This window comes from Neobacillus vireti (assembly GCF_036962345.1).
Lineage (GTDB): Bacteria > Bacillota > Bacilli > Bacillales > Cytobacillaceae > Neobacillus > Neobacillus vireti_A.
The window spans coordinates 102705-122855 of sequence record NZ_JBALNB010000018.1 but is presented as its reverse complement, the minus strand read 5'-3'; the positions used below and the strand labels follow the sequence as shown (position 1 = coordinate 122855).

The 20151-nt window shown below is 39.6% G+C and carries 16 protein-coding genes; 1 reads left to right on the top strand and 15 read right to left on the bottom strand.

Translation table 11 applies throughout. The annotated features are described in order from the left end of the window. Positions 1 to 46: 46 nt before the first annotated feature. From V7108_RS21370 to V7108_RS21350, 5 genes are all read right to left on the bottom strand, one after another. Positions 47 to 1030 (bottom strand): proline dehydrogenase family protein, encoded by a 984-nt coding sequence (locus tag V7108_RS21370; protein ID WP_335569346.1) that lies wholly within the window; start codon positions 1028 to 1030, stop codon positions 47 to 49. Positions 1031 to 1210: 180 nt separating this feature from the next. Beyond that, entirely contained in the window at positions 1211 to 2356 is a 1146-nt protein-coding gene (gene ftsZ / locus V7108_RS21365; RefSeq protein WP_335518865.1) for a cell division protein FtsZ, read from the bottom strand. A 271-nt stretch (positions 2357 to 2627) separates the two neighbouring features. After that, on the bottom strand, positions 2628 to 3548 hold the full coding sequence (locus tag V7108_RS21360) for a DUF1002 domain-containing protein (RefSeq protein ID WP_420489207.1): 921 nt from the start codon (positions 3546 to 3548) through the stop codon (positions 2628 to 2630). A gap of 119 nt (positions 3549 to 3667) precedes the next feature. After that, positions 3668 to 4849 carry an MFS transporter gene (locus tag V7108_RS21355; protein ID WP_335569415.1) on the bottom strand — a complete coding sequence of 394 codons (1182 nt, stop codon included), beginning with the start codon at positions 4847 to 4849 and terminating at the stop codon, positions 3668 to 3670. A gap of 177 nt (positions 4850 to 5026) precedes the next feature. Continuing rightward, on the bottom strand, positions 5027 to 6574 hold the full coding sequence (locus V7108_RS21350; RefSeq protein WP_335569345.1) for an NAD(P)H-hydrate dehydratase: 1548 nt from the start codon (positions 6572 to 6574) through the stop codon (positions 5027 to 5029). 89 nt (positions 6575 to 6663) lie between these two features. Between V7108_RS21350 and V7108_RS21345 the strand changes: the two genes are divergently transcribed. Beyond that, complete coding sequence (locus V7108_RS21345; RefSeq protein WP_335520239.1) at positions 6664 to 7653, top strand: NADPH:quinone oxidoreductase family protein; 990 nt, start codon at positions 6664 to 6666, stop codon at positions 7651 to 7653. A 59-nt stretch (positions 7654 to 7712) separates the two neighbouring features. Here the strand turns inward: V7108_RS21345 and V7108_RS21340 are convergent, their stop codons facing one another. The 10 genes from V7108_RS21340 to cysT all read right to left on the bottom strand — a co-directional run bounded on the left by V7108_RS21340 (position 7713) and on the right by cysT (position 20130). Continuing rightward, entirely contained in the window at positions 7713 to 8498 is a 786-nt protein-coding gene (locus V7108_RS21340; RefSeq protein WP_335520242.1) for an IclR family transcriptional regulator, read from the bottom strand. Positions 8499 to 8593: 95 nt separating this feature from the next. Then, a complete protein-coding gene (locus V7108_RS21335) occupies positions 8594 to 10771 on the bottom strand; it encodes a malate synthase G (protein ID WP_335569344.1) in 2178 nt (725 codons plus the stop codon). A gap of 27 nt (positions 10772 to 10798) precedes the next feature. Then, the gene (locus V7108_RS21330) at positions 10799 to 12244 is read right to left on the bottom strand and encodes an FAD-linked oxidase C-terminal domain-containing protein (protein ID WP_335513683.1); all 1446 of its coding nucleotides are present in this window, start codon (positions 12242 to 12244) and stop codon (positions 10799 to 10801) included. Next, entirely contained in the window at positions 12225 to 13586 is a 1362-nt protein-coding gene (locus tag V7108_RS21325) for a (Fe-S)-binding protein (RefSeq protein WP_335513685.1), read from the bottom strand. The genes V7108_RS21330 and V7108_RS21325 overlap by 20 nt, the downstream gene beginning before the upstream one ends. 1 nt (position 13587) lies before the next feature. Next, on the bottom strand, positions 13588 to 14904 hold the full coding sequence (locus tag V7108_RS21320) for an FAD-binding oxidoreductase (protein WP_335513687.1): 1317 nt from the start codon (positions 14902 to 14904) through the stop codon (positions 13588 to 13590). A gap of 164 nt (positions 14905 to 15068) precedes the next feature. Beyond that, a complete protein-coding gene (locus tag V7108_RS21315; protein ID WP_335513689.1) occupies positions 15069 to 15851 on the bottom strand; it encodes an NAD-dependent protein deacylase in 783 nt (260 codons plus the stop codon). Between the two features lie 146 nt (positions 15852 to 15997). Beyond that, the gene (locus V7108_RS21310; RefSeq protein WP_335569343.1) at positions 15998 to 17191 is read right to left on the bottom strand and encodes a MalY/PatB family protein; all 1194 of its coding nucleotides are present in this window, start codon (positions 17189 to 17191) and stop codon (positions 15998 to 16000) included. A gap of 142 nt (positions 17192 to 17333) precedes the next feature. Then, positions 17334 to 18398 carry a sulfate/molybdate ABC transporter ATP-binding protein gene (locus V7108_RS21305; protein ID WP_335569342.1) on the bottom strand — a complete coding sequence of 355 codons (1065 nt, stop codon included), beginning with the start codon at positions 18396 to 18398 and terminating at the stop codon, positions 17334 to 17336. Positions 18399 to 18436: 38 nt separating this feature from the next. Next, positions 18437 to 19282: a sulfate ABC transporter permease subunit CysW gene (gene cysW / locus V7108_RS21300; protein ID WP_335569341.1), complete on the bottom strand. Its 846-nt coding sequence runs from the start codon at positions 19280 to 19282 to the stop codon at positions 18437 to 18439. A gap of 14 nt (positions 19283 to 19296) precedes the next feature. Continuing rightward, positions 19297 to 20130, bottom strand: a complete 834-nt coding sequence (gene cysT / locus V7108_RS21295) for a sulfate ABC transporter permease subunit CysT (protein WP_335569414.1) — start codon at positions 20128 to 20130, stop codon at positions 19297 to 19299. Positions 20131 to 20151 lie beyond the last annotated feature (21 nt).

Here is a 20151-nt window from a genome sequence, read left to right as displayed (position 1 = left end):
TACAAAAAGAAAAACCCTCTCATTTGAGTAGGGTTGGTTTAAAGGTTTATCTTCGTTTCTTTTTGGTATTCTTAGTCAATCTGCCTAACAAGAACGCTCCAGCCGCAACTCCAATTACAGTGTTTGTTTTTTTATTAAAAACCTGCTTAGCAACAAGATTTAAATTCTGAGGTCTTTCTGCTAGACGTCTCATAAAATATCCATACCAATCATCTCCGAAAGGAACATAAGTACAGAAATTATATCCTTCACTTGCTAATTGCAGTTGAAGTTCTTTTCTAAAACCATAAAGCATCTGGAACTCAAATTGTTCATTCGGTATGTTATTTCGTTTTACAAAATCCTTCACATGGTTAATGATCCTATGATCATGTGTAGCAATAGAAGTAAATTTGCCGTTCAATAGATGCCACTCGATAAGCTTGATGAAGTTTGAATCTATGTCTCTTTTATTTTGGTAAGCGTATTCAAAAGGCTCCTTATAAGCCCCTTTTACAATTCGTAAACGATAGTTTTTATATTTTTCAAGGTATTCATCACCACGTAGCAAATATGCTTGGATAACAGTCCCTACGTTGTCATATTCCTTAGATAAATCATCCAAAACATCAAAAGTTGGCTGCAGGTGGCTGGTATCTTCCATGTCAATATTAACAAAAATACCATAGTTGTTTGCACGATCAACAATTTCTCTTATATTACTTAAGCAAAAGTTATATTCTATATCCAAACCTAATTGTGTTGGCTTTAAAGAGATATGTGCGTCCACTTTATACTCGTGAATCGCTTCAATAACGTTAAGAATTTGTGCTTTTGCCTCTGATGCCTCTTTTTCTTTAAAAACAAATTCTCCTAAGTTATCAACTGTACAAGAAATTCCGTGTGCATTTAGCTCTTTAATACTTTTGATGACTTCATCGATATTGGTTCCGGCAACTACACTCTGTGCCCCCAATTTTAGGCCATATTTTTTAGCAGCATTATTTAGAAATTGGTTTTGAGATAAACCTATAAAAATATCTTTTAACATAGCGATTACCCCCTGCTGTTGTTATTTCAATATTATTTTAGCATAAAAGTTTAAAAAATCTTCTCATAATTATAAAAATATGGTCAGCCTGGCAAATTGGTACACTTACTTTCTCTATTGCTGCACAAAAAGACCGCTAAGTAATATTCTCAGCAGTCTTTTTGAATCATTGTGGTTATCTTATCTTCTATTACGATTGCGCAGGAATGTTGGGATATCCAGTGCATCTTCTGTTTGTTGTTGCCGCGGTCTTTCATTGGTATGGTTAACATCTTCTTTCACACTGTGCTCCCGTCTTGCTATTCCTTGTAATTGCGGTTTTGCGGTTACATCTCTTGACGGACCAGTTGATGGCCTTTTATGAGAAAGATCCATCTCGGAAAAACCAGTTGCAATGACGGTAATCATGATTTCATCTTTATAATTTTCGTTAATAATCGAACCGAAAATCATATTTAATTCCTTGTCTGCAGCAGAAGAGACAATATCCGCAGCCTCTTGAACTTCATACAGACTCAAATTACTACCACCAGTGATATTCATTAATACACCCTGTGCTCCATCGATCGAAGTTTCTAGAAGCGGGCTTGAAATGGCCTTCTTTGCGGCTTCTACAGCACGATCTTTCCCTTTGGCAAGGCCAATCCCCATCAGAGCAGTCCCTTGGTTTGACATGATGGTTTTAACGTCGGCAAAATCAAGATTGATTAATCCAGGTACCGCAATTAAATCAGAAATACCTTGAACACCCTGACGAAGCACATTATCAGCCTCACGGAATGCTTGAATCATTGGTGTCTTTTTATCAACGATTTGCAGCAAACGATCATTGGGAACAATAATCAAGGTGTCTACTGCTTGACGCATTAAATCAATACCAGCAGCTGCATTAGTGGCCCGTTTACGACCCTCAAAACCGAATGGACGTGTAACCACACCAATGGTTAATGCACCTAACTCACGTGAGATTTGCGCAATGGCAGGTGCAGCTCCAGTCCCAGTTCCCCCGCCCATACCAGCGGTAACAAAGACCATATCTGCGCCTTTTAGCACTTCTTGAATTTGCTTTTTGCTTTCCTCAACGGCATTTCTTCCAACCTCAGGATTTGCCCCGGCTCCTAACCCCCTTGTTAAGGTTGCACCAATTTGCATTTTTATCTCAGCTTTTGATAGTTTTAAGGCTTGGGCGTCTGTATTAACAGCAATGAATTCAACACCTTGTACACCGTCTTCAATCATACGGTTTACCGCGTTATTCCCACCGCCGCCAACACCTATTACCTTTATTCTCGCTACTTGATCTATGTCCAATTCAAAATCCCACATTATCTATTTCCTCCTGCTCCCGCAAAATTCATTTCCTCATTATTCAAAAAATTCTAGTGCGTCTATTAAAATCTAATTATTAGCAGATTCATTACAATATAATAAATTATAATCTACCAAAATTATCTTTTTGTGAATTTTGTCGAAACTTTTGTCCTTAAATCCTATTTTAACAAAAATCTGGGGATTTTTATATAGTCCTGCGGTCATTCCTCGTGATTTATCAATAATTTTTTATAAAAATAGCCCAGTCAAGTGACTGAGCGTTATATTATGCAAAAATACTTTTGATACTAGCAATCAATTCTCTAAAGAAATCTGCTACTTTTTGTAAAAAATTCTGGTCTCCTACTGCTTCTTCAATTCTTTGCTGGATATCTTGGGTAAGATTTTCAAGCTGTGATTTAACATTTTCAAAATTAATATTTAAATCTCTCATTTTTTCAAACAAATCAATTAAGAGCTGACGATCTTCAGGACTTAGACTTATTTCTAGTGTTTTTAACTTGTCATCAATAAGAGCAGCTAATTCTTCTTTCGTGGCTGGATTTTGCTCTGCTATGTCCTTTTTTATTTCCGTCAAAAGTTCACTCACTTTATCTTGATTTAATCCTTCTTTTTTAGCCAAATCAGTAGCCAAATTCAATTCCTCATTGGCAACCTCTGTCCGCTCTAAATTGAGGGTTGCACCATTACCTTCATCATACGCCTTATAGATTCCAACTAAGGCAGAGTGGCCGCTGACTTTTACCGGCGAAGCAACATCTACAACTGCGTCCTGAATCCCCGCAGTCAATAAGGCATTGGCATACATCTCATTGGTGACCTCTGTAATATTTTCAGGGGTGACCTGATTAATGACTAGCCCCTCGCCTGAATCCTTTCTAGTAATTTTAGCCGAGGAGTACATATTTGAGTGACGGTCACCTTTAATATACTTGACTAAGTCTTGACCACTAACCGTAATCTCTTTCACTTTGCTCGTGTCAGTTACTTTTAAAAGCTTTCTCACTTCATCTTTTTGTGCAGCAGACAGTGCTTCCCCGTAAACGACAATTGGCAATCCAAACTTTTCATTGATGCTCTCTTCCTTATTACCACTACTGTCGGCAAATGCCTTACTTGTACTACTGACGGACACTATTAATGCAAATAGAATTGTAATTGAAATCACTTTATAAAAATACTTCAAATAAATCACTCCTAATCAAATTTCTTAGCTGCTTAATTAAAAGACGAAAAAACAGGCTAATTAGTTTCAACTAGATCAAAGCATGTTTTAAATAGTAAAACCACCCCGTAGGATGGCTCCTAATTCTTAAAAAAGCCTTGAATACTTTTCAAATAGTATAAGAAAAATAGGCAGGATATCGCTCCTAAAAACATGAACCCTGAAACGGTTGAGAAACTTGATGAAATCATACCAAAGCCTATTCCAACTGTAAAGGTTACGATGCTCTCGATCAATGATTGAATTGACTCAATTGTGGCTCGAATTTCCGAATTCCCATGGTGGTGAAGATAACCATTTACGACTGGATCTATCACCCCACTAGCAAAAAAAATGAGTATGATACTGATTAAGCCGATTATACCTGGATATATAGCAGACATGAAAAAGCAAACAGTGGTGATTCCAAGTATAAAGAGAAAAATTGATTGTACTTTGAAATAGGTAAGCAGATAAGGTGCAAGTAAGTTTCCTAGAATTCTGGCGAGCGAAATACAGGCTGAAAATAATCCAAAAAATAGAACAGAGAAGCCAATCTCATTTAAATATAACTGCCAAAACTCATCTAAATACGTAATACAGGCAGCAATACCCATCGCATGCGCTATAATAGAAACTACCTTTGGATTGGTTTTATAGAAGGAGATGGATTTTCGGACATAAACCATAAAAAACCCCTCATTTTTTCCCATCTTCTTTTGATAACTTTTCCTTTGTGGTTCCTCTAATTGGATTGTAAGGACCAATGCTAGGAACATACTTACTGCTGAAACAATATAGTTAAATTCAAAACCTAAATATTTTGCCATAACACTTCCAGATAGGGCTGCAAGTAATGATGCGATAAAATCAAGTGAATTCATTCTGCTAACAATTTTTTCAAAGGATTTTTGCTTTTTGACTGTTAAAAGTGACTCATATAGAAGTGCATTCCATGCACCACTTGTACAGGCGCTCGAAATGCCCGCTAAAAAAACAACCAAAGCAAATGTCCAAAAATTAAAGGCAAACAGCAAAATAATAAATTCAAACATCGATAACACGGATCCAAAAACAATGAGCGTTTTTCTACCAAATCTATCAGCAAAAACACCTGTCGGGATTTCAAATATGACTATGCTGACGGCATAAATGATTTCACAAAGTATCACCATCAAAACTGTCATACCCCGTTGCTCCCAAAACAACCTTTCGATTACATATGCAGGGATAAGGTTATGAAAAAATATAATTAGGTAGAGCTTCTTTACGTTTTTTACCATCATCCAGTTGAGTCCTCCTTTTTCTCTTTTTTTTAAGAGGATTATAGGAGGTGGACGGATGGTCTTCTTTTTAGATTAACAAGGGGGTCTCACTAAATACATACTATCAACTCCAAATTTTTTTTACCTTTTTCTATTTTAGTTCAAGGTATTGAAATTAGTACATAAATAATAATGCTAACTTTCTTTTAAGAGCCTCTTCACCCCATCGATGATATCAAAAGGCATTACGCCATAGTGGGATAATTCTTTGGCTCTCTCTTCACCTGCACGAGCATGTAAATAGCTTGCAGAAATAAGCGCATGTATTGGAGCAGCTCCCTGAGCTAGAAAAGAAGCAATGAGCCCAGTTAAGATATCACCACTCCCGCCTTTTCCAAGCGCATCATGACCATGTGGGTTTATGTATAGCTCTCCCGTTGGCTCAGCGATAATAGAACGATGTCCTTTTAAAAGTAAATAGATGGCATGCTCCTTGGCAAATTGACTCGCGATTTCTAGTCGGTTTGCTTCTACTTCTTTCACCGAAACATTTAGCAGCTTTGACATTTCTCCTGGATGAGGAGTCATGATTACCTTACCCTTATAATTCCTCAGCAGGTCCATTTGGTTTCGAATTAGGTTTAGAGCGTCTGCGTCAATGACAACAGGTTGATCGGTCAGATGAGAAAATAATGCTTTCATCCACTCTTCTCCGTTTGGAAATCTGCTTATTCCTGGCCCAACTGCTACACAATCAAATTGACCAAGCAACGGTGCGAGTTCAACGATTGCCTCTTCCGAAAAATGCCCATTCTCATCAGACAAAGGCAGTAATAAAGATTCAGGATTTTGTGCAGCAACCATTGGATAAATAGTTTCTGGAATGGCCAGGGTTGCTAATCCTACTCCGGATTGCAATGCAGACTTTGCCGAAAAGATTGGAGCACCGATATATTGCCGGGAACCGCCTAAGATAAGCGCATGACCGAAGGTTCCCTTATGACCATGCTTTGGCCGGATTGGAATAGCAGCCTTTGCCAGCTGTTCGGTAATAAGCCTAGGCAATTCTAGTCCTAATTTTTCAACAATCGAAGGCGGCACAGAAATGTCTACTGCCTTCCACTCACCAACATATTGAGGACCATCATTTAGAAAGAAGCCTTTCTTGGGGAACACAAAGGTAATCGTCTTTGAGGCTTTGACAGCTTCCCCCTCAACCCTACCAGTATCGCTACTAACCCCTGATGGAATATCAACTGAAATAATGAGTTTCTTTCCTTCAAATGAATTGACCATGGAAATCACATTCTTTAAAGGTTCTCGAACTGGACCGTTTACACCCGTTCCTAGAATGGCGTCAATTATAATGTCTGCCTGACTTAATTCATCCTGAAGGGTTTCAAAGTTATTTTTTTGAAGTTGAATTAGCGGTAAACCTCTATTCAGGTAAACATCTAAATGAATTTTAGCATCGCCTTTTATTCGAACAGGATCAACTAATAGCCACAGCTGTGGATGTAATCCATGATCAAATAGCCTGCGTGTAATGACGAAACCATCACCGCCATTATTGCCGCCACCTGCCAAAACAATCACTCTCGGATTGCTGCTCTCAGCGCTTTTGAGTATTTCTTCGACTACTCTTGCCCCCGCATTTTCCATTAACACTGCCCCGGGTAAGCCAATTCTTTCAATGGTAAATTGATCCATTTTCTTCATTTCCTTTTGCCCTGCTGCAAACATGAACATCACTCCAGTTTAGAGTTCTATACTTTCATAATAATGTAGTATGATGGAAATGGAAATTTATTAATTATAAGGAGGTCTTTCTATTGAGTGGGGATTTCAGAGCCTTAGTCGTTGATAAGTTAGAAAATGATTTTACAGTCGGGATTAAAAATATCACTTTTGATGATTTACCAGCTGGCGAGGTATTAATTAATGTTGCCTATTCTAGTGTTAATTACAAAGACGGCTTAGCCAGTATTCCTGAAGGGAAAATCGTTAGGTCCTACCCATTTGTAGCAGGGATTGATTTAGCAGGTGTGGTTGTTTCTTCAAAAGACCCCCGCTTCTCAGAGGGAGATCACGTCATTGCAACCAGTTATGAAATTGGAGTTTCCCATTATGGCGGTTACAGTGAATATGCACGTATTCCTGCCGATTGGATTGTACCTTTACCTGAAAACCTTTCTTTAAGAGAAGCAATGATCTATGGAACCGCCGGGTTAACCGCAGCTCTTTCGGTACAAAGACTTGAAGAAAACGGGCTCTCTCCTGAAAAAGGTAAAGTGCTGGTTACTGGGGCTACTGGCGGCGTAGGAAGTATTGCCGTTGCTATCCTGGCAAAACGAGGCTACGATGTTACCGCAAGTACAGGAAAAGAAAGTGAACATGATTATTTACATAAACTTGGTGCAAAAGAGGTTGTTTCTCGGGATGAAGTTTATAACGGAAAGGTCAAAGCTTTAGATAAACAGCTTTGGGCTGGTTGTGTCGACCCGGTTGGCGGAGAGTCACTCGCAGCTATATTAAGTAAAATCCACTATAATGGTTCAGTGGCAGTAAGTGGATTAACGGGTGGGGGAAGCGTTCCTACGACTGTGTTTCCGTTCATCCTCCGCGGTATCAATCTACTAGGGATTGATTCTGTCAACTGTCCAATGGAAGTCCGTAAGAAGCTTTGGCAGCGAATGGCCAGTGATTTTAAACCAGAAGTGATAGATTCCATTTCCAAAGAAATAAGCTTAGCAGAACTGCCAGCGACTCTCCCACTCATTTTACAAGGGCGTGCAATAGGTCGATTTATCGTAAAAATGTAAATGAAAGCCGCAAAACTGTCTAAAGTTTTGCGGCTTTTTTTTGCTGATTCCCAATTTCCTTATTTTTCAATTTGAACAGAAACTGGATACCCAAGTCTCGCAGATATTTTCTGGCCAGTTTGAATCATTATCGGTCCGAGTTGGTTTAACCTCTCTGTTGTCATTCTTGTCGTTGGACCAGATATACTGACAGCCGCCGCCACATTTCCTAAATGGTCAAAAACAGGCGCAGCAATACAGGTAATACCATACTCATTCTCTTCTAAGTCTAATGCATAACCTCTTTTTTTTATTTGTTTAAGTTCCCGCAGGAATTCTTCCCTTGAAATAATGGTATGGTCGGTATGATAGGGCATACCTCTTCGGTCAAGGATGCCTAAAACATCACTTTTAGGTAAATGAGAAAGTATCGCTTTCCCGACGGACGTACAATGCATAGGAGCTCTTTTCCCAACCTTTGAATGAGTTCTTAAGGTTTCATTTCCCTCTAATTTCTCAATATACACGACTTCTCCCTGGTCATAGACCACAAGATGAATCACTTCATTGGTCATATTTTCGAGTTCTTGGAGAAATGGCTTCGCTTCAGTTCTTAGATCAATGGATTCTAAGAGCTTTGAGCTAATATCCAAAAACTTATATCCTAGCTTGTATTTCCCGGTATCAGGATCCTGTTCGATATAGCCATATTGAACAAGTGTGGACAGTGTTCTAAAAACCGAGCTTTTATTGATATCAATCTGATTCGCAATCTCTGTTACACCGAGACCTCCCTTTTTCATACCAACAAGCGCGATCATATCCAGCGCCCTGCTCACGGACTTTACCACATTATCTCTTTGCAAACTTTCCCACCTCTTTAATAAGGCATTTTGAATAAAATGCCTTGCCACATCTTTGTTAGGGCATTTACTAAATAAATGCACTGAATACATCTAGATTAGGCTCGAACTGAATATTTGGCTTTAGCCTCGAGACGCCGGCTATGCAAGATTGGCTCTGTATATCCACTTGGCTGGTCGTAGCCCTTAAATACTAGATCACACGCTGCCTGGTATGCCACCGACTCGTCAAAGTTAGCAGCCATTGGTCTGTATGCAGGATCCCCAGCATTTTGGTCATCTACCACCTTTGCCATTCTTTCCAGCGTTTTTAGCACTTGTTCTTTCGTGCAAATACCATGAAGCAGCCAATTCGCGACGTGCTGGCTGGAAATACGAAGGGTGGCTCGGTCTTCCATGAGCGCAATATTATTTATATCGGGTACCTTTGAGCAGCCGATACCCTGTTCTACCCACCTTACGACATAGCCAAGTATTCCTTGAGCATTATTATCAAGCTCGGCTTGTATCTCTTCTGGACTCCAATTTGGTTGGTCAGAAACAGGAATTTGTAAAATATCATCACGTAAATCAGAAATCCTGCTTAGAAGGTTATTTTGTACTTCCTTTACATTTATTTGATGGTAGTGCAGAGCATGAAGGGTTGCTGCTGTTGGCGATGGAACCCATGCTGTATTTCCTCCGGCCAATAAATGTCCTACTTTTTGCTCAAGCATGCTCTTCATTAAATCAGGCATTGCCCACATTCCTTTGCCGATTTGGGCACGTCCTTGGAAACCTGTTAAAAGACCATTGTTTACATTAGAATTTTCATAGCTTTGCAGCCAAAGCGTTGATTTCATCTCATTTTTTCGAATCATGGCACCTGCCTCCATCGACGTGTGCATTTCATCACCCGTCCGGTCCAGGAATCCTGTGTTAATAAATACAACACGATCTTGTACTTCCTTGATACAGGCTTTTAAATTTAATGATGTTCGACGTTCCTCATCCATTACCCCAATTTTCAGGGTGTTTCTAGCTAACCCAAGTAAATCCTCTGTCCTATTAAACAACTCATTTGCAAATGCTGTCTCTTCCGGACCATGCATTTTTGGCTTTACAATATAGATTGAGCCGTTTGCTGAATTTTTGAATGAGGTGTTTCCGATTAAGGAATGTTTTGCACACAGAGAGGTAACGACAGCGTCGATAATCCCCTCTTGTACTTCATTCCCTTTTCCATCAAGAATGGCGTTATTGGACATCAAATGACCGACATTTCGAACAAGCATTAAAGCACGTCCAGGTAAGGTGAAATTACTTCCTTTAGGTGAAATGTAACTGCGGTCAGGATTAAGTGTCCGTGTTAATGTTTTATTTCCTTTTGTAAAGGTTGCTTGCAGGCTGCCTTTATTTAAGCCTAACCAATTTCTATATACGAGAACTTTATCCTGTGCGTCAACTGCGGCAACAGAATCCTCGCAATCCATAATCGAAGTAAGAGCCGATTCTAGGAGAATATCTTTTATACCTGCAGCATCTGTTTTTCCGATTGGATGACTTCGGTCAATTTGGATTTCAAAATAGTTATCATTATTTTTCAACAGGACACTTGAGGGCTGACTAGGCTGACCTTGAAACCCAACAAATTTTTCTTCATTTTTTAATGTAGTGCTGTGTCCATTCTGTAAGGTAATCACTAAACTGCCTTGCTCAATGGTATATCTTTTTGCCTCTTTATGTGTTCCAACCCGTAAAGGTACCGCTCCATCAAGAAAATTCCTAGCAAATGCAATGACTTTCTCGCCGCGAACTGGATTGTATCCACCTTGGTTTTGTGCGCTGCCTTCATCACTAATAACATCTGTTCCGTATAAAGCATCGTACAAGCTTCCCCACCGGGCATTTGCAGCATTAATGGCATAACGGGCATTATCAACTGGTACAACTAGTTGGGGACCTGCTTTTAGGGCAATTTCATCATCTGCTCCTTCAGTAGAAATTCTAAAATCCTCCGGTTCAGGCTGTAAATAGCCGATTTCTTCTAAAAAGGCTTTATATTTTGTAAAATTGAAATCTTTATTTTCCCGGTGCCATTGATTAATTTTTGTTTGTAGTTCATCCCTTTTAGCTAGTAATTCCTTATTTCGGGGGGTCAAGTCCCTGATGATTCTTTCAAACCCTGACCAAAACGTATCCTGGTCCACTTGGCTTCCTGGCAATGCTTCAGAATTAATAAATTCATATAATTCACCTGCAACCTGTAAATTTCCTACATTTACATAATTTCTCATTAAACATCCTCCTAATATATTTGTTTTTTATGCTTTGTTTTCATTTTTTATTTCCATGCAGCGCCCAGGTGTTGGAAAGAGTTTACCAGCATTTAATAGATTATCAGGATTAAAGACCTCCCGAATGTTGGTTTGGGCAAGTATTTCTCTTTCATTAAAAACAAACCGCATTTCTTCACGCTTTTCTATACCAACCCCATGTTCACCAGTGATTGTACCGCCAACCTCTGCGCATGCCTTCAAACATAAGCTTCCAGCTTCTAATGCTTTTTCGATTTCTCCCGGTTTTCGGGCATCAAATAAAACAAGTGGATGCAGATTTCCATCTCCGGCATGAAAAATATTCGCAATCCGCAAACCAGATTTTTCACTAATTTGGGTAATTTGCTTCAGTACCTGTGGAAGTTTGCTCCTCGGAATAACCCCATCCTGTACTAAATAATCAGGTGAAATGGCACCCATCGCTCCAAATCCTGTTTTACGATTGGCCCACCACCTTCCTCTCTCAGCTTCATCCTTGGCTGCACGGACTTCACGAACCTTATTTTTTCTACAAACTTCCAAAATCTCGTTGATTTGTTCCTGTATGCCAGCGGCAATGCCGTCTACTTCAATGAGTAAAACAGCTTCTATATCCTTTGGGTGTCCGACTGGGAAAGCAGCAGCTTCCACAGCCTCAATTGCTGTTTTATCCATCATTTCTAGTGCTGCCGGAACAATTCCTGCTGAGATAATATCAGAAACAGCCTTGCTTCCATCTTCAACCCTATCAAAATACGCAAGAACCGTCTGTTTTCCTTCTGGATTTTTTAAAATACGTACAGTTATTTTCGTGACAATTCCCAGCGTTCCTTCAGAACCAGTTAAGATTCCAAGTAAATCATATCCAGGTTCATCCAAAACACCATTCCTGCCTATTTCAATAATCTCTCCATTTGGAAGGACTACTTCTAGACCGAGTATATGGTTCGTGGTGACTCCATATTTCAAACAATGGGCCCCGCCTGCGTTTTCTGCTACATTCCCTCCAATTGTGCAGCAATATTGACTTGAAGGATCAGGAGCATAGTAATATCCTCTATCCGAAATGGAGTTTGTTAGTTTAAGATTGACGAAGCCTGGTTCTACCACCGCTCTCCGATTTTCAAGGTCAACACTGATAAGCTTTTTCATGCGCACCATACTTATGATGACTTCCCCATTAACAGGTATGGCCCCGCCGCTCAAGCCAGTTCCAGCACCACGAGCCAGAAATGGGAGATTGTGAACAGAGCAGTATTTTACTAGTTTGGAAACTTCCTCGGTATTTTTCGGGAAAACAACAGCCTTAGGTAAATGCTTATGAATTGTAAACCCATCGCAATCATATGCGAGTAGGTCTGCTTTTTTATATAAGATGGAACGTGGACCGCCTGCGATTGCTGCGAGATTGATAATATGCTTGTCAGTGGTATCAATCTTTATGACGGACATGATTATCATCCCCTTTTTCTTTTTGGTAGGCCCAGTCAAGAAGCTGAATGGTGTGGACAATCTTCTGGCTTCTTCCATATTTTTTCACACCTAATGCCATTTGCAGCATGCAGCCGGGGTTCCCCATTGAAATCATTTCAACATCATCTGGAACATTTTCCATTTTACTTTTGAGAACGTCATCGGCCATTTCAGGATGGGTAATATTATAGATTCCCGCACTCCCGCAGCAGCGGTCTGCATTTGGCATGTGTATCATTTCTACTCCCGGAATATCAAGAAGTATGTCACGAGGTTCCTGTCTCACACCCTGACCATGTGCCAAATGACAGGCATCATGATAGGTGATTCGAGTATTAATGGCTGACTTTGGTTTTTCATAGCCGGTGTCGTGCAAATATTTAGATATATCTACTACCTTCTCTTCGAATTCCTCCGCTCGTTTCTTCCATTCTGGTTCATCACGGAATAATTCTGCATATTCCTTCATCATGCACCCGCACCCAGCAGCATTCACGATAACCGTATCTGCATTTTCAAAAGCTTCGATATTCTGCTTTGCAAGCTTTCTGCCCATGTCTCGATCACCAGCATGAACATGCAATGCCCCGCAGCAGGTTTGATTTGTCGGAATGCTCACGTCATTTCCATTCCGAGTGAGAACATTGATCGTAGATTCATTGATATCGCTAAAAAAAACATCCATAACGCAGCCTGTCAGCATCGCCACTTCATGCTTGGTTTCACCTTGAGCTTTAATAATTGAACCATTATTTTTGCGAACAGCCCCTTTGACTTCGGGCATGATGGATTCCATTTCAATTAAATGCTGTGGCATGATATTGATTAGCTTTGTTTTACGGACAGCCTTTTGCAATCCACTCCGTTGGTATAACCGTAACAAACCGCCCAAAGTACGTAAGCGATTATGATGTGGGAACACACCATGAAGAAAGAACTTGTTAACAGTTCTCTTCCAGCCTTTGAGCGGGAGTGCCTGACGAATTTGTCCTCGTGCTTCCTCAATTAGCCCGCCAACATCAACATCAACTGGGCATGCAGTGGTACAGGCACGGCAGTCAAGACAGGAAAAAACTGGATTTGCAAATTGTTCATCAACATTTAACTTTCCTTCTGCGACTGCTTTTATGAGATATACACGCCCTCGTGGTGAATGCTGTTCCTCCCCCGTTTGTTCATATGTAGGACAAGATTCCAAACACATTCCGCAATGAACACAATCTGCCCACTTTTTTTCCTGCGGCGGATCACGCCATAGATAATTACCTAAAGTGGATGTGCATAGAGGATCTTGCGGTACTTGACTTTCCTTCACACGCATGTTAAATCCCCCCAACATAACGACTCTTATTAAGGATTGTGTTGGTATCAATTTTTTGTTTAATTCCTTCAAAAAGAAAATGAGATGCAGTTTTTTCTCCCCATACATTTATTTTTTTACGGAGGGAGAATGGAAGGTGCTTTACTACAGCAAATCCACCATGTGTAGTCACATTTTTTCTTATTTGTTGAATAGCAGTTAATAAATCATCATTTGCTCCGCGAATGGTCATGTAACATATGCCCGTTCCTAGGCCTCCATGTGCTTCAATGGATACATGACAGATATCACCGATATGCTCTGCTTCTTGCAATATTTTGATGATATCCAAGTTGACAACGCCGATTTTTAGAACTGCCTCTTGTGTGGTTACGTTTGTAATCCCATTGGGTTGTAAGTTATAAAATTTATCCCAGAAGGATTTTGCTTCATTTTTTGTTAGGGACCTTAGTGTGGTTTTATCAGGGACAATACTTTTGAGGATATTTTCTTGATAGTCTAATGAGCTTTTTACATCTTCAAACGCAATAAGCAAAGTATATTGATTTTTGTTTGTCAATTTCAAAGCAAGGGATGGGTTTAACAGCTCGAAGCTGATAGGTTCAAGCATAGAATCAAGCACCTTTACAGCAAATGCTCGAATCTCTTCAACATTACTTTCTGAAAAAGATACAAAACAAATAGATTCACATTTAGCAATTGGCCGCAGCTTTAGGGTCACTTGTGTTGCAACACCGAGCGTTCCCATTGCTCCTATAAACAATTTATTCATATCATATCCAGCAACATTTTTTACCACTTTTCCACCTGAACGAATCAGGGTTCCATCAGGATAAACCATCCTGAGGCCAATAACATTGTCTCTGGCTGCCCCATATCCCAGCCTTTTTGGACCGCTATCATTAGCTGAAACAATCCCACCAATCGTCGCATGCTCTGGAATGAAAGGATCTAGTGGAACTTTTTGCTTGTACGGTTCTAAATAGTTTTGAATTTCTTGAAAGGAGGTACCGGCTTTTACCGTCAATGTCATATCACCAGGATTATGCTCAACGATTCCAGTATATTGAGCAAGTGATAATAGAATGTCTGCTTTTTCTAGAAGTCCGCCATACCCTCTTTTTGTCCCTCCTCCCATAATGAAAACGGAGTGGTTATGGATGTTGGCATACTCTAAAACAGCTGAAATTTCTTGTTCTGTTTTTGGGAAAATTGTTACTCTGCCAGAATTCCCAAGTGGATGATGCTGATCTTCATCACTGATCTGTATGTCTTTTAAATACGTCATCAATTCAGTTAGACTTTCGTCTGTAATCAATCACTTCACCTCGATTTGTTGCGTGATAACAAACAGTGTTTCTGTTTTATGATAAAAAAATCTACCCCTTAATTTTATTTTCCTTTGCGCTAATTGTCAATTAATTTAGAAAATTTAAAAATAAACAGCAGCCCCATATGTTCGAAAGCAAAGAAATCCATCACTTACAAGAGTGATGGATTTAGACCAATATTAATTTTAGAGATTGTTTCTCCAATTGAGTCATGAATGACATAGGTATTTTCGGTCCCATCATAGGGTGAATCTCCCTTATTGATAATGACCAGCGGGGTCCCTTCGCGCCCGTATTGTGGGAATGTGGAGAATGGTGTAACTTTCAAACTTGTTCCTAATACCAATAGGCAGTCTGCTTGATGAATGATGTTAATAATTTCATTGAATCCATCCATCGTAAACCATTCACCTGTATCACCAAATAAAACGACATCAGGTTTAATATATCGATCTTTTTCATTATGAGTACTGCAAGCGTTACAGATATAAAAATCATCTATCGATTTTAACCTGCTGATCATTTCTTCGGTTTTATATACTTTATTGCAATTTCGACAAGAAGCTGTCTTCATTGTGCCGTGAAACTCAATCACATTTATTGAGCCAGCTTTTTGATGAAGACCATCGATATTTTGGGTAATGATGTGGCTTACCTTTCCATCTTCCTCCCACTTGGCTAGAATCTCATGTCCTTTATTTGGTTGTGCTTCTGGGTGGTATAGATTCTCAACAGCAAATTGATAAAATGCCTTAGGTTGATTATAAAAGTAATCCAGTGAAAGGATATATTCAGGCGCCATCTTATAGATACCCGTTTGAGAACGAAAATCCTTGATGCCTGATTCTGTACTAATTCCTGCACCCGTTAGGACGACAATATTCTTCGCATTCTTTATCAAGTCCGTGCAGGTTTGAAGCATACTGTTCTCCATATCATCACTCCTATGAAACATAGTGCTTTTCGAGGGATATCAGTTTGTATAATGCACGCTACCACATTGCTAGCAATCTGATATAAGTCAGTATTTCCGGCTATCCGCTCGTATTTCCCGCCATCCACTACTAAATCCTCAATTACCTATTTCAGGTCTTCAAATTCCCTAGCAATTCTTGCGAAGGCTTCTTTAATCATCGGTCTTGGCGATGGGATACAGATTCTTTGATATTGTAAACCTTCTTCTCCAAACATTTTTCCGTCCTCCAAAAGGACATTTGCTTTGTTATAAATTCGATCGTGTACTTCGTCAGGGGATATGCCATAGCCGCTGAGATCCATCCACATTATATAGGTTCCCTCAGGTATTCTCACCTTTACTTTTGGCATTTTTTCCGCTAGAAACTCCACTGCCCATTCCATTGTTCCATCAATATACTCTTTCAGCTGCTCCAACCATTCTTCACCATCATGGTAGACAGAAATTAGCGCTGAAACGGTAAAAGGCGATGGCAAATGCATGCCCATCACACCATTAAATGTTTGTCTCAACTCTGGATTTGGAATGATCACGTTTGTACAATGAAGACCTGCTAAATTAAAGGTTTTGTTTATCGCAGTAAACGTCACTATGTGTTTAGCATGCTCTTCAGCTGCCTTCGCAATTGGAATAAAGGTTTGATTACGTCTTACGATATCACCATGAATCTCATCAGCGATGATCAACACATCATTTTTTACACAGATATCTGCCAATTTCCTTAGCTCATCCGTATTAAATATTCTTCCTGTTGGATTATGAGGGTTACATAAAATAAACATTTTCGTGCTTTCATCTTTTGCCTTTTGTTCAAAATCCTCAAAGTCAATCGAATAATAGCCTTCTTCATTACTTTTGAGCGCATTATTTACGACTGTTCGTCCATTTGCCTCAATTGACGATGTAAAAGGAGGATAAACTGGCCGTTGAATGATGATTCCATCTCCAGGTTTTGTAAATGCCCTTACAGCCACATTCAAGGCATGAACCGTTCCTGGACTATAGATGATATCTTCCTTCTTGAACTCCCAATCATGTCTCTTTTTAAACCAGTGCTGTACCGCTTTAAAATACTCATCAGGAAATACAGAATAACCGAAAATTCGGTGATCAACGGTCTTATGTAATGCCTCGATTAATGGTTGGGGAACTGGTAAATCCATGTCAGCTGTAAATAGCGGTATGGTATCTTCATCATATCTTTCGGTAAGACCTATATCTTTTATGATTTGGCCTCCATCCCACTTTATAGAATAAGTACCTCTCCGATTTACAATTTCATCAAAGTTATATTTCATCTTATCTTCCCTTCCATTCATTTTTTGGAATACATGTTGAAAAAGCTTCTTAACTTCTAATGTATTCTTAATACATGTATATTTCAATCTATACGATTCCTCAATAAAAATAAGTGCCGGGATTCCCTAGCACTTTTTCCTTCTATATTAATTTGCTTTTTAAAGAGTTTCTAATACCCATTTTTCCTGTATGGGCATGTTTATTTTCCAAATGATGATCAAAGACGATGATATTTTTAAATTCAGCAAAAAGAATATCGCCCCTTTTTACAGGACTCATATTTTGATACTGATCGATACTCATCTCCGCTTCGAAAAGAGCCCCCGTATCCTGCCGCCTTAATTCGATTCTTACGGTAGAACCGATAATATGAATATGTGAAACTTCGGACAATATGCTGTTTCCTTGGAAAAATTTCCTCAGAACAATTTCGTGTGGCCGAACATAACTGATTGCCTCCGAAGCTTCAGCATCCCGAAACTCGTTGACTCTTCCTAAAAAACTATAAACAAAAGCGTTTGCTGGTTTTTGATACACTTCCTCTGGAGAGCCAATTTGTTCAATTTTACCCTGATTCATTACAACTACGGTATCAGCCATTTCTAAAGCCTCTTCTTGGTCGTGGGTGACAAAAATAGTCGTTATGTTTAGCCGTTGATGGATTTCCCTTAACCAGTGACGCAGTTCCTGACGAACTTTCGCATCGAGTGCTCCAAATGGTTCGTCAAGAAGCAGGACTTCTGGTTCTACAGCAAGAGCCCTTGCCAATGCAATCCGCTGCCTTTGTCCCCCTGAAAGCTGTGAAGGATAGCGATTGGCAAGCTGTTCTAATTGAACGAGCTTCAACAATTCATTTACCTTTTCTGCAATTTCATTTTTAGAGGGACGAGTTTTTCTCGGTCTCACCTTTAATCCAAAAGCAATATTATCAAATATAGTCATATGCTTAAATAACGCATAGTTTTGAAAAACAAACCCTACATTCCGTTCTTTAATTGTTTTATAGGTGTAATCCTTGTCATTGAAGAAGATTCCACCAGAATCTAACCCCTCTAAACCTGCAATGAGTCTTAGAAGTGTAGTTTTTCCTGAACCTGATGGTCCTAATAAGGCCACAAAATCTCCTGTTGGAATTTCTAGATTAACATTTTTAACGGCTGGAAACGTTCCAAAAGCCTTTGATACTCCCTTGATTGTAATGCCCATTCTGCAATCCTCCATTTTAGTAACACACATTATCACTATTAGTGTTTTTTTGTTTTCCATTCCACAAGGCTTTTTAATATCAATGTTAGGATGGCTAGTAGTGCAAGTAAGGAAGCTGCAGCAAAAGCAGCACTGAAATTGTATTCGTTATACAAGATTTCAACATGAAGAGGAATTGTATTGGTTAACCCTCTAATATGGCCGGAAACAACGGATACTGCTCCAAATTCCCCCATGGCTCGAGCGTTACACAGAATGACCCCATACAGTAAACCCCACTTAATATTGGGCAACGTCACCCGAAAAAACATTTGCCAGCCGCTAGCACCGAGTGTAATCGCTGCTTGTTCTTCTTCCGTTCCTTGTTCCTCCATGATAGGGAGCAGTTCTCTGACCACAAATGGAAAAGTAACAAAAATAGTTGCTAAAATAATTCCTGGTACCGCAAAGATAATCTTGATATTATTGGCCTCTAAAAACGGTCCCAATACTCCTTGTGAACCAAACAGTAAAACAAAAACAAGGCCGGCTATTACCGGTGATACCGCAAACGGTATGTCAATTAACGTGAGTAAAATATTCTTACCTTTAAATTCAAACTTCGTTATGGCCCAAGCTGCCAACACCCCGAATATCGTATTAACAGGTATCGTAATGGCTGCTGTAAGTAACGTTAATTTAATCGCCGATAATGCGTCACGTTCGGTCAAAGCTGCAAAGTAAAGCTGAATACCTTTATTTAGTCCCTCCGTGAATACTACGATTAATGGCACTAAAATAAAAATCCCTAGGAAGCCAAGTGCAATAGCAATTAACATCCATTTTCCGATGAACCCATGATTATTGGCTTTTACATCTTTCACCTGAAGCTCTTGAACAATCATATTCCCTATCTCCTCTAGTTCATTTGATACTTTTTCGTTGTTTTCCATTGCCAAAAATTAATTAAGAATAAAAGAATGAATGAAAATAGAAGCATGACGACGGCAATGGCGGCAGCCCCGGCATAATTGAACTGCTCTAATTTTGTGATGATTAGCAATGGAACAATTTCCGTTTTCATTGGCATATTACCCGATATGAAAACGACGGAACCATATTCGCCTAATGCCCTTGCAAAGGCAAGGGCAAAGCCTGTTAGAATCGCTGGAAAAATGGCTGGGAAAATAATTTTGATAAAAATTTGTACCGAATTAGCTCCAAGAGTAGACGCAGCCTCCTCATATTGCTGGTCTAAATCCTGCAATACCGGCTGAACGGAACGGACGACAAAGGGAAGGCCGATAAATGTTAAAGCCACCATGATACCAAGCGGTGTATAAGCTACCTTTATTCCAATAGAATCAAAGTATTGCCCAATCCATCCATTTGGAGCATAGATGGTGGTAAGGGCGATTCCTGCTACCGCAGTTGGCAACGCAAACGGGAGATCTACCAACGCGTCAATCATTCTTCTCCCATAAAAATCGTAGCGGACTAAAACCCAGGCAATCAGCGTCCCGAATATCGCATTAACAATAGCCGCTATAAACGATGTATAAATCGTCAATTTATAGGAGGCAACGACCCGATCATCCGTAACCGTCTCCCAAAATTCTGCAAAACTAATCGTTGAGGCTTTTAAAAACAGAACTGCTATCGGAATCAAGATGATTAGGCTTAAATAAACAAGTGTGTACCCCATTGATAGACCAAATCCCGGTAATACTCGATGTCGTTTTCTCTTATTAATCACTTAGAACTCTCCTTTAAT

Bases quoted from the DNA above. Each gene is read 5' to 3' on its own strand.
- V7108_RS21370 (WP_335569346.1), bottom strand. From the start codon at position 1,030: ATGTTAAAAGATATTTTTATAGGTTTATCTCAAAACCAATTTCTAAAT.
- ftsZ (WP_335518865.1), bottom strand. From the start codon at position 2,356: ATGTGGGATTTTGAATTGGACATAGATCAAGTAGCGAGAATAAAGGTA.
- V7108_RS21355 (WP_335569415.1), bottom strand. From the start codon at position 4,849: ATGGTAAAAAACGTAAAGAAGCTCTACCTAATTATATTTTTTCATAAC.
- V7108_RS21350 (WP_335569345.1), bottom strand. From the start codon at position 6,574: ATGTTTGCAGCAGGGCAAAAGGAAATGAAGAAAATGGATCAATTTACC.
- V7108_RS21335 (WP_335569344.1), bottom strand. From the start codon at position 10,771: ATGAGAAATTATGTAAATGTAGGAAATTTACAGGTTGCAGGTGAATTA.
- V7108_RS21330 (WP_335513683.1), bottom strand. From the start codon at position 12,244: ATGTCCGTCATAAAGATTGATACCACTGACAAGCATATTATCAATCTC.
- V7108_RS21325 (WP_335513685.1), bottom strand. From the start codon at position 13,586: ATGCGTGTGAAGGAAAGTCAAGTACCGCAAGATCCTCTATGCACATCC.
- V7108_RS21315 (WP_335513689.1), bottom strand. From the start codon at position 15,851: ATGGAGAACAGTATGCTTCAAACCTGCACGGACTTGATAAAGAATGCG.
- V7108_RS21310 (WP_335569343.1), bottom strand. From the start codon at position 17,191: ATGAAATATAACTTTGATGAAATTGTAAATCGGAGAGGTACTTATTCT.
- V7108_RS21305 (WP_335569342.1), bottom strand. From the start codon at position 18,398: ATGGGCATTACAATCAAGGGAGTATCAAAGGCTTTTGGAACGTTTCCA.
- cysW (WP_335569341.1), bottom strand. From the start codon at position 19,282: ATGATTGTTCAAGAGCTTCAGGTGAAAGATGTAAAAGCCAATAATCAT.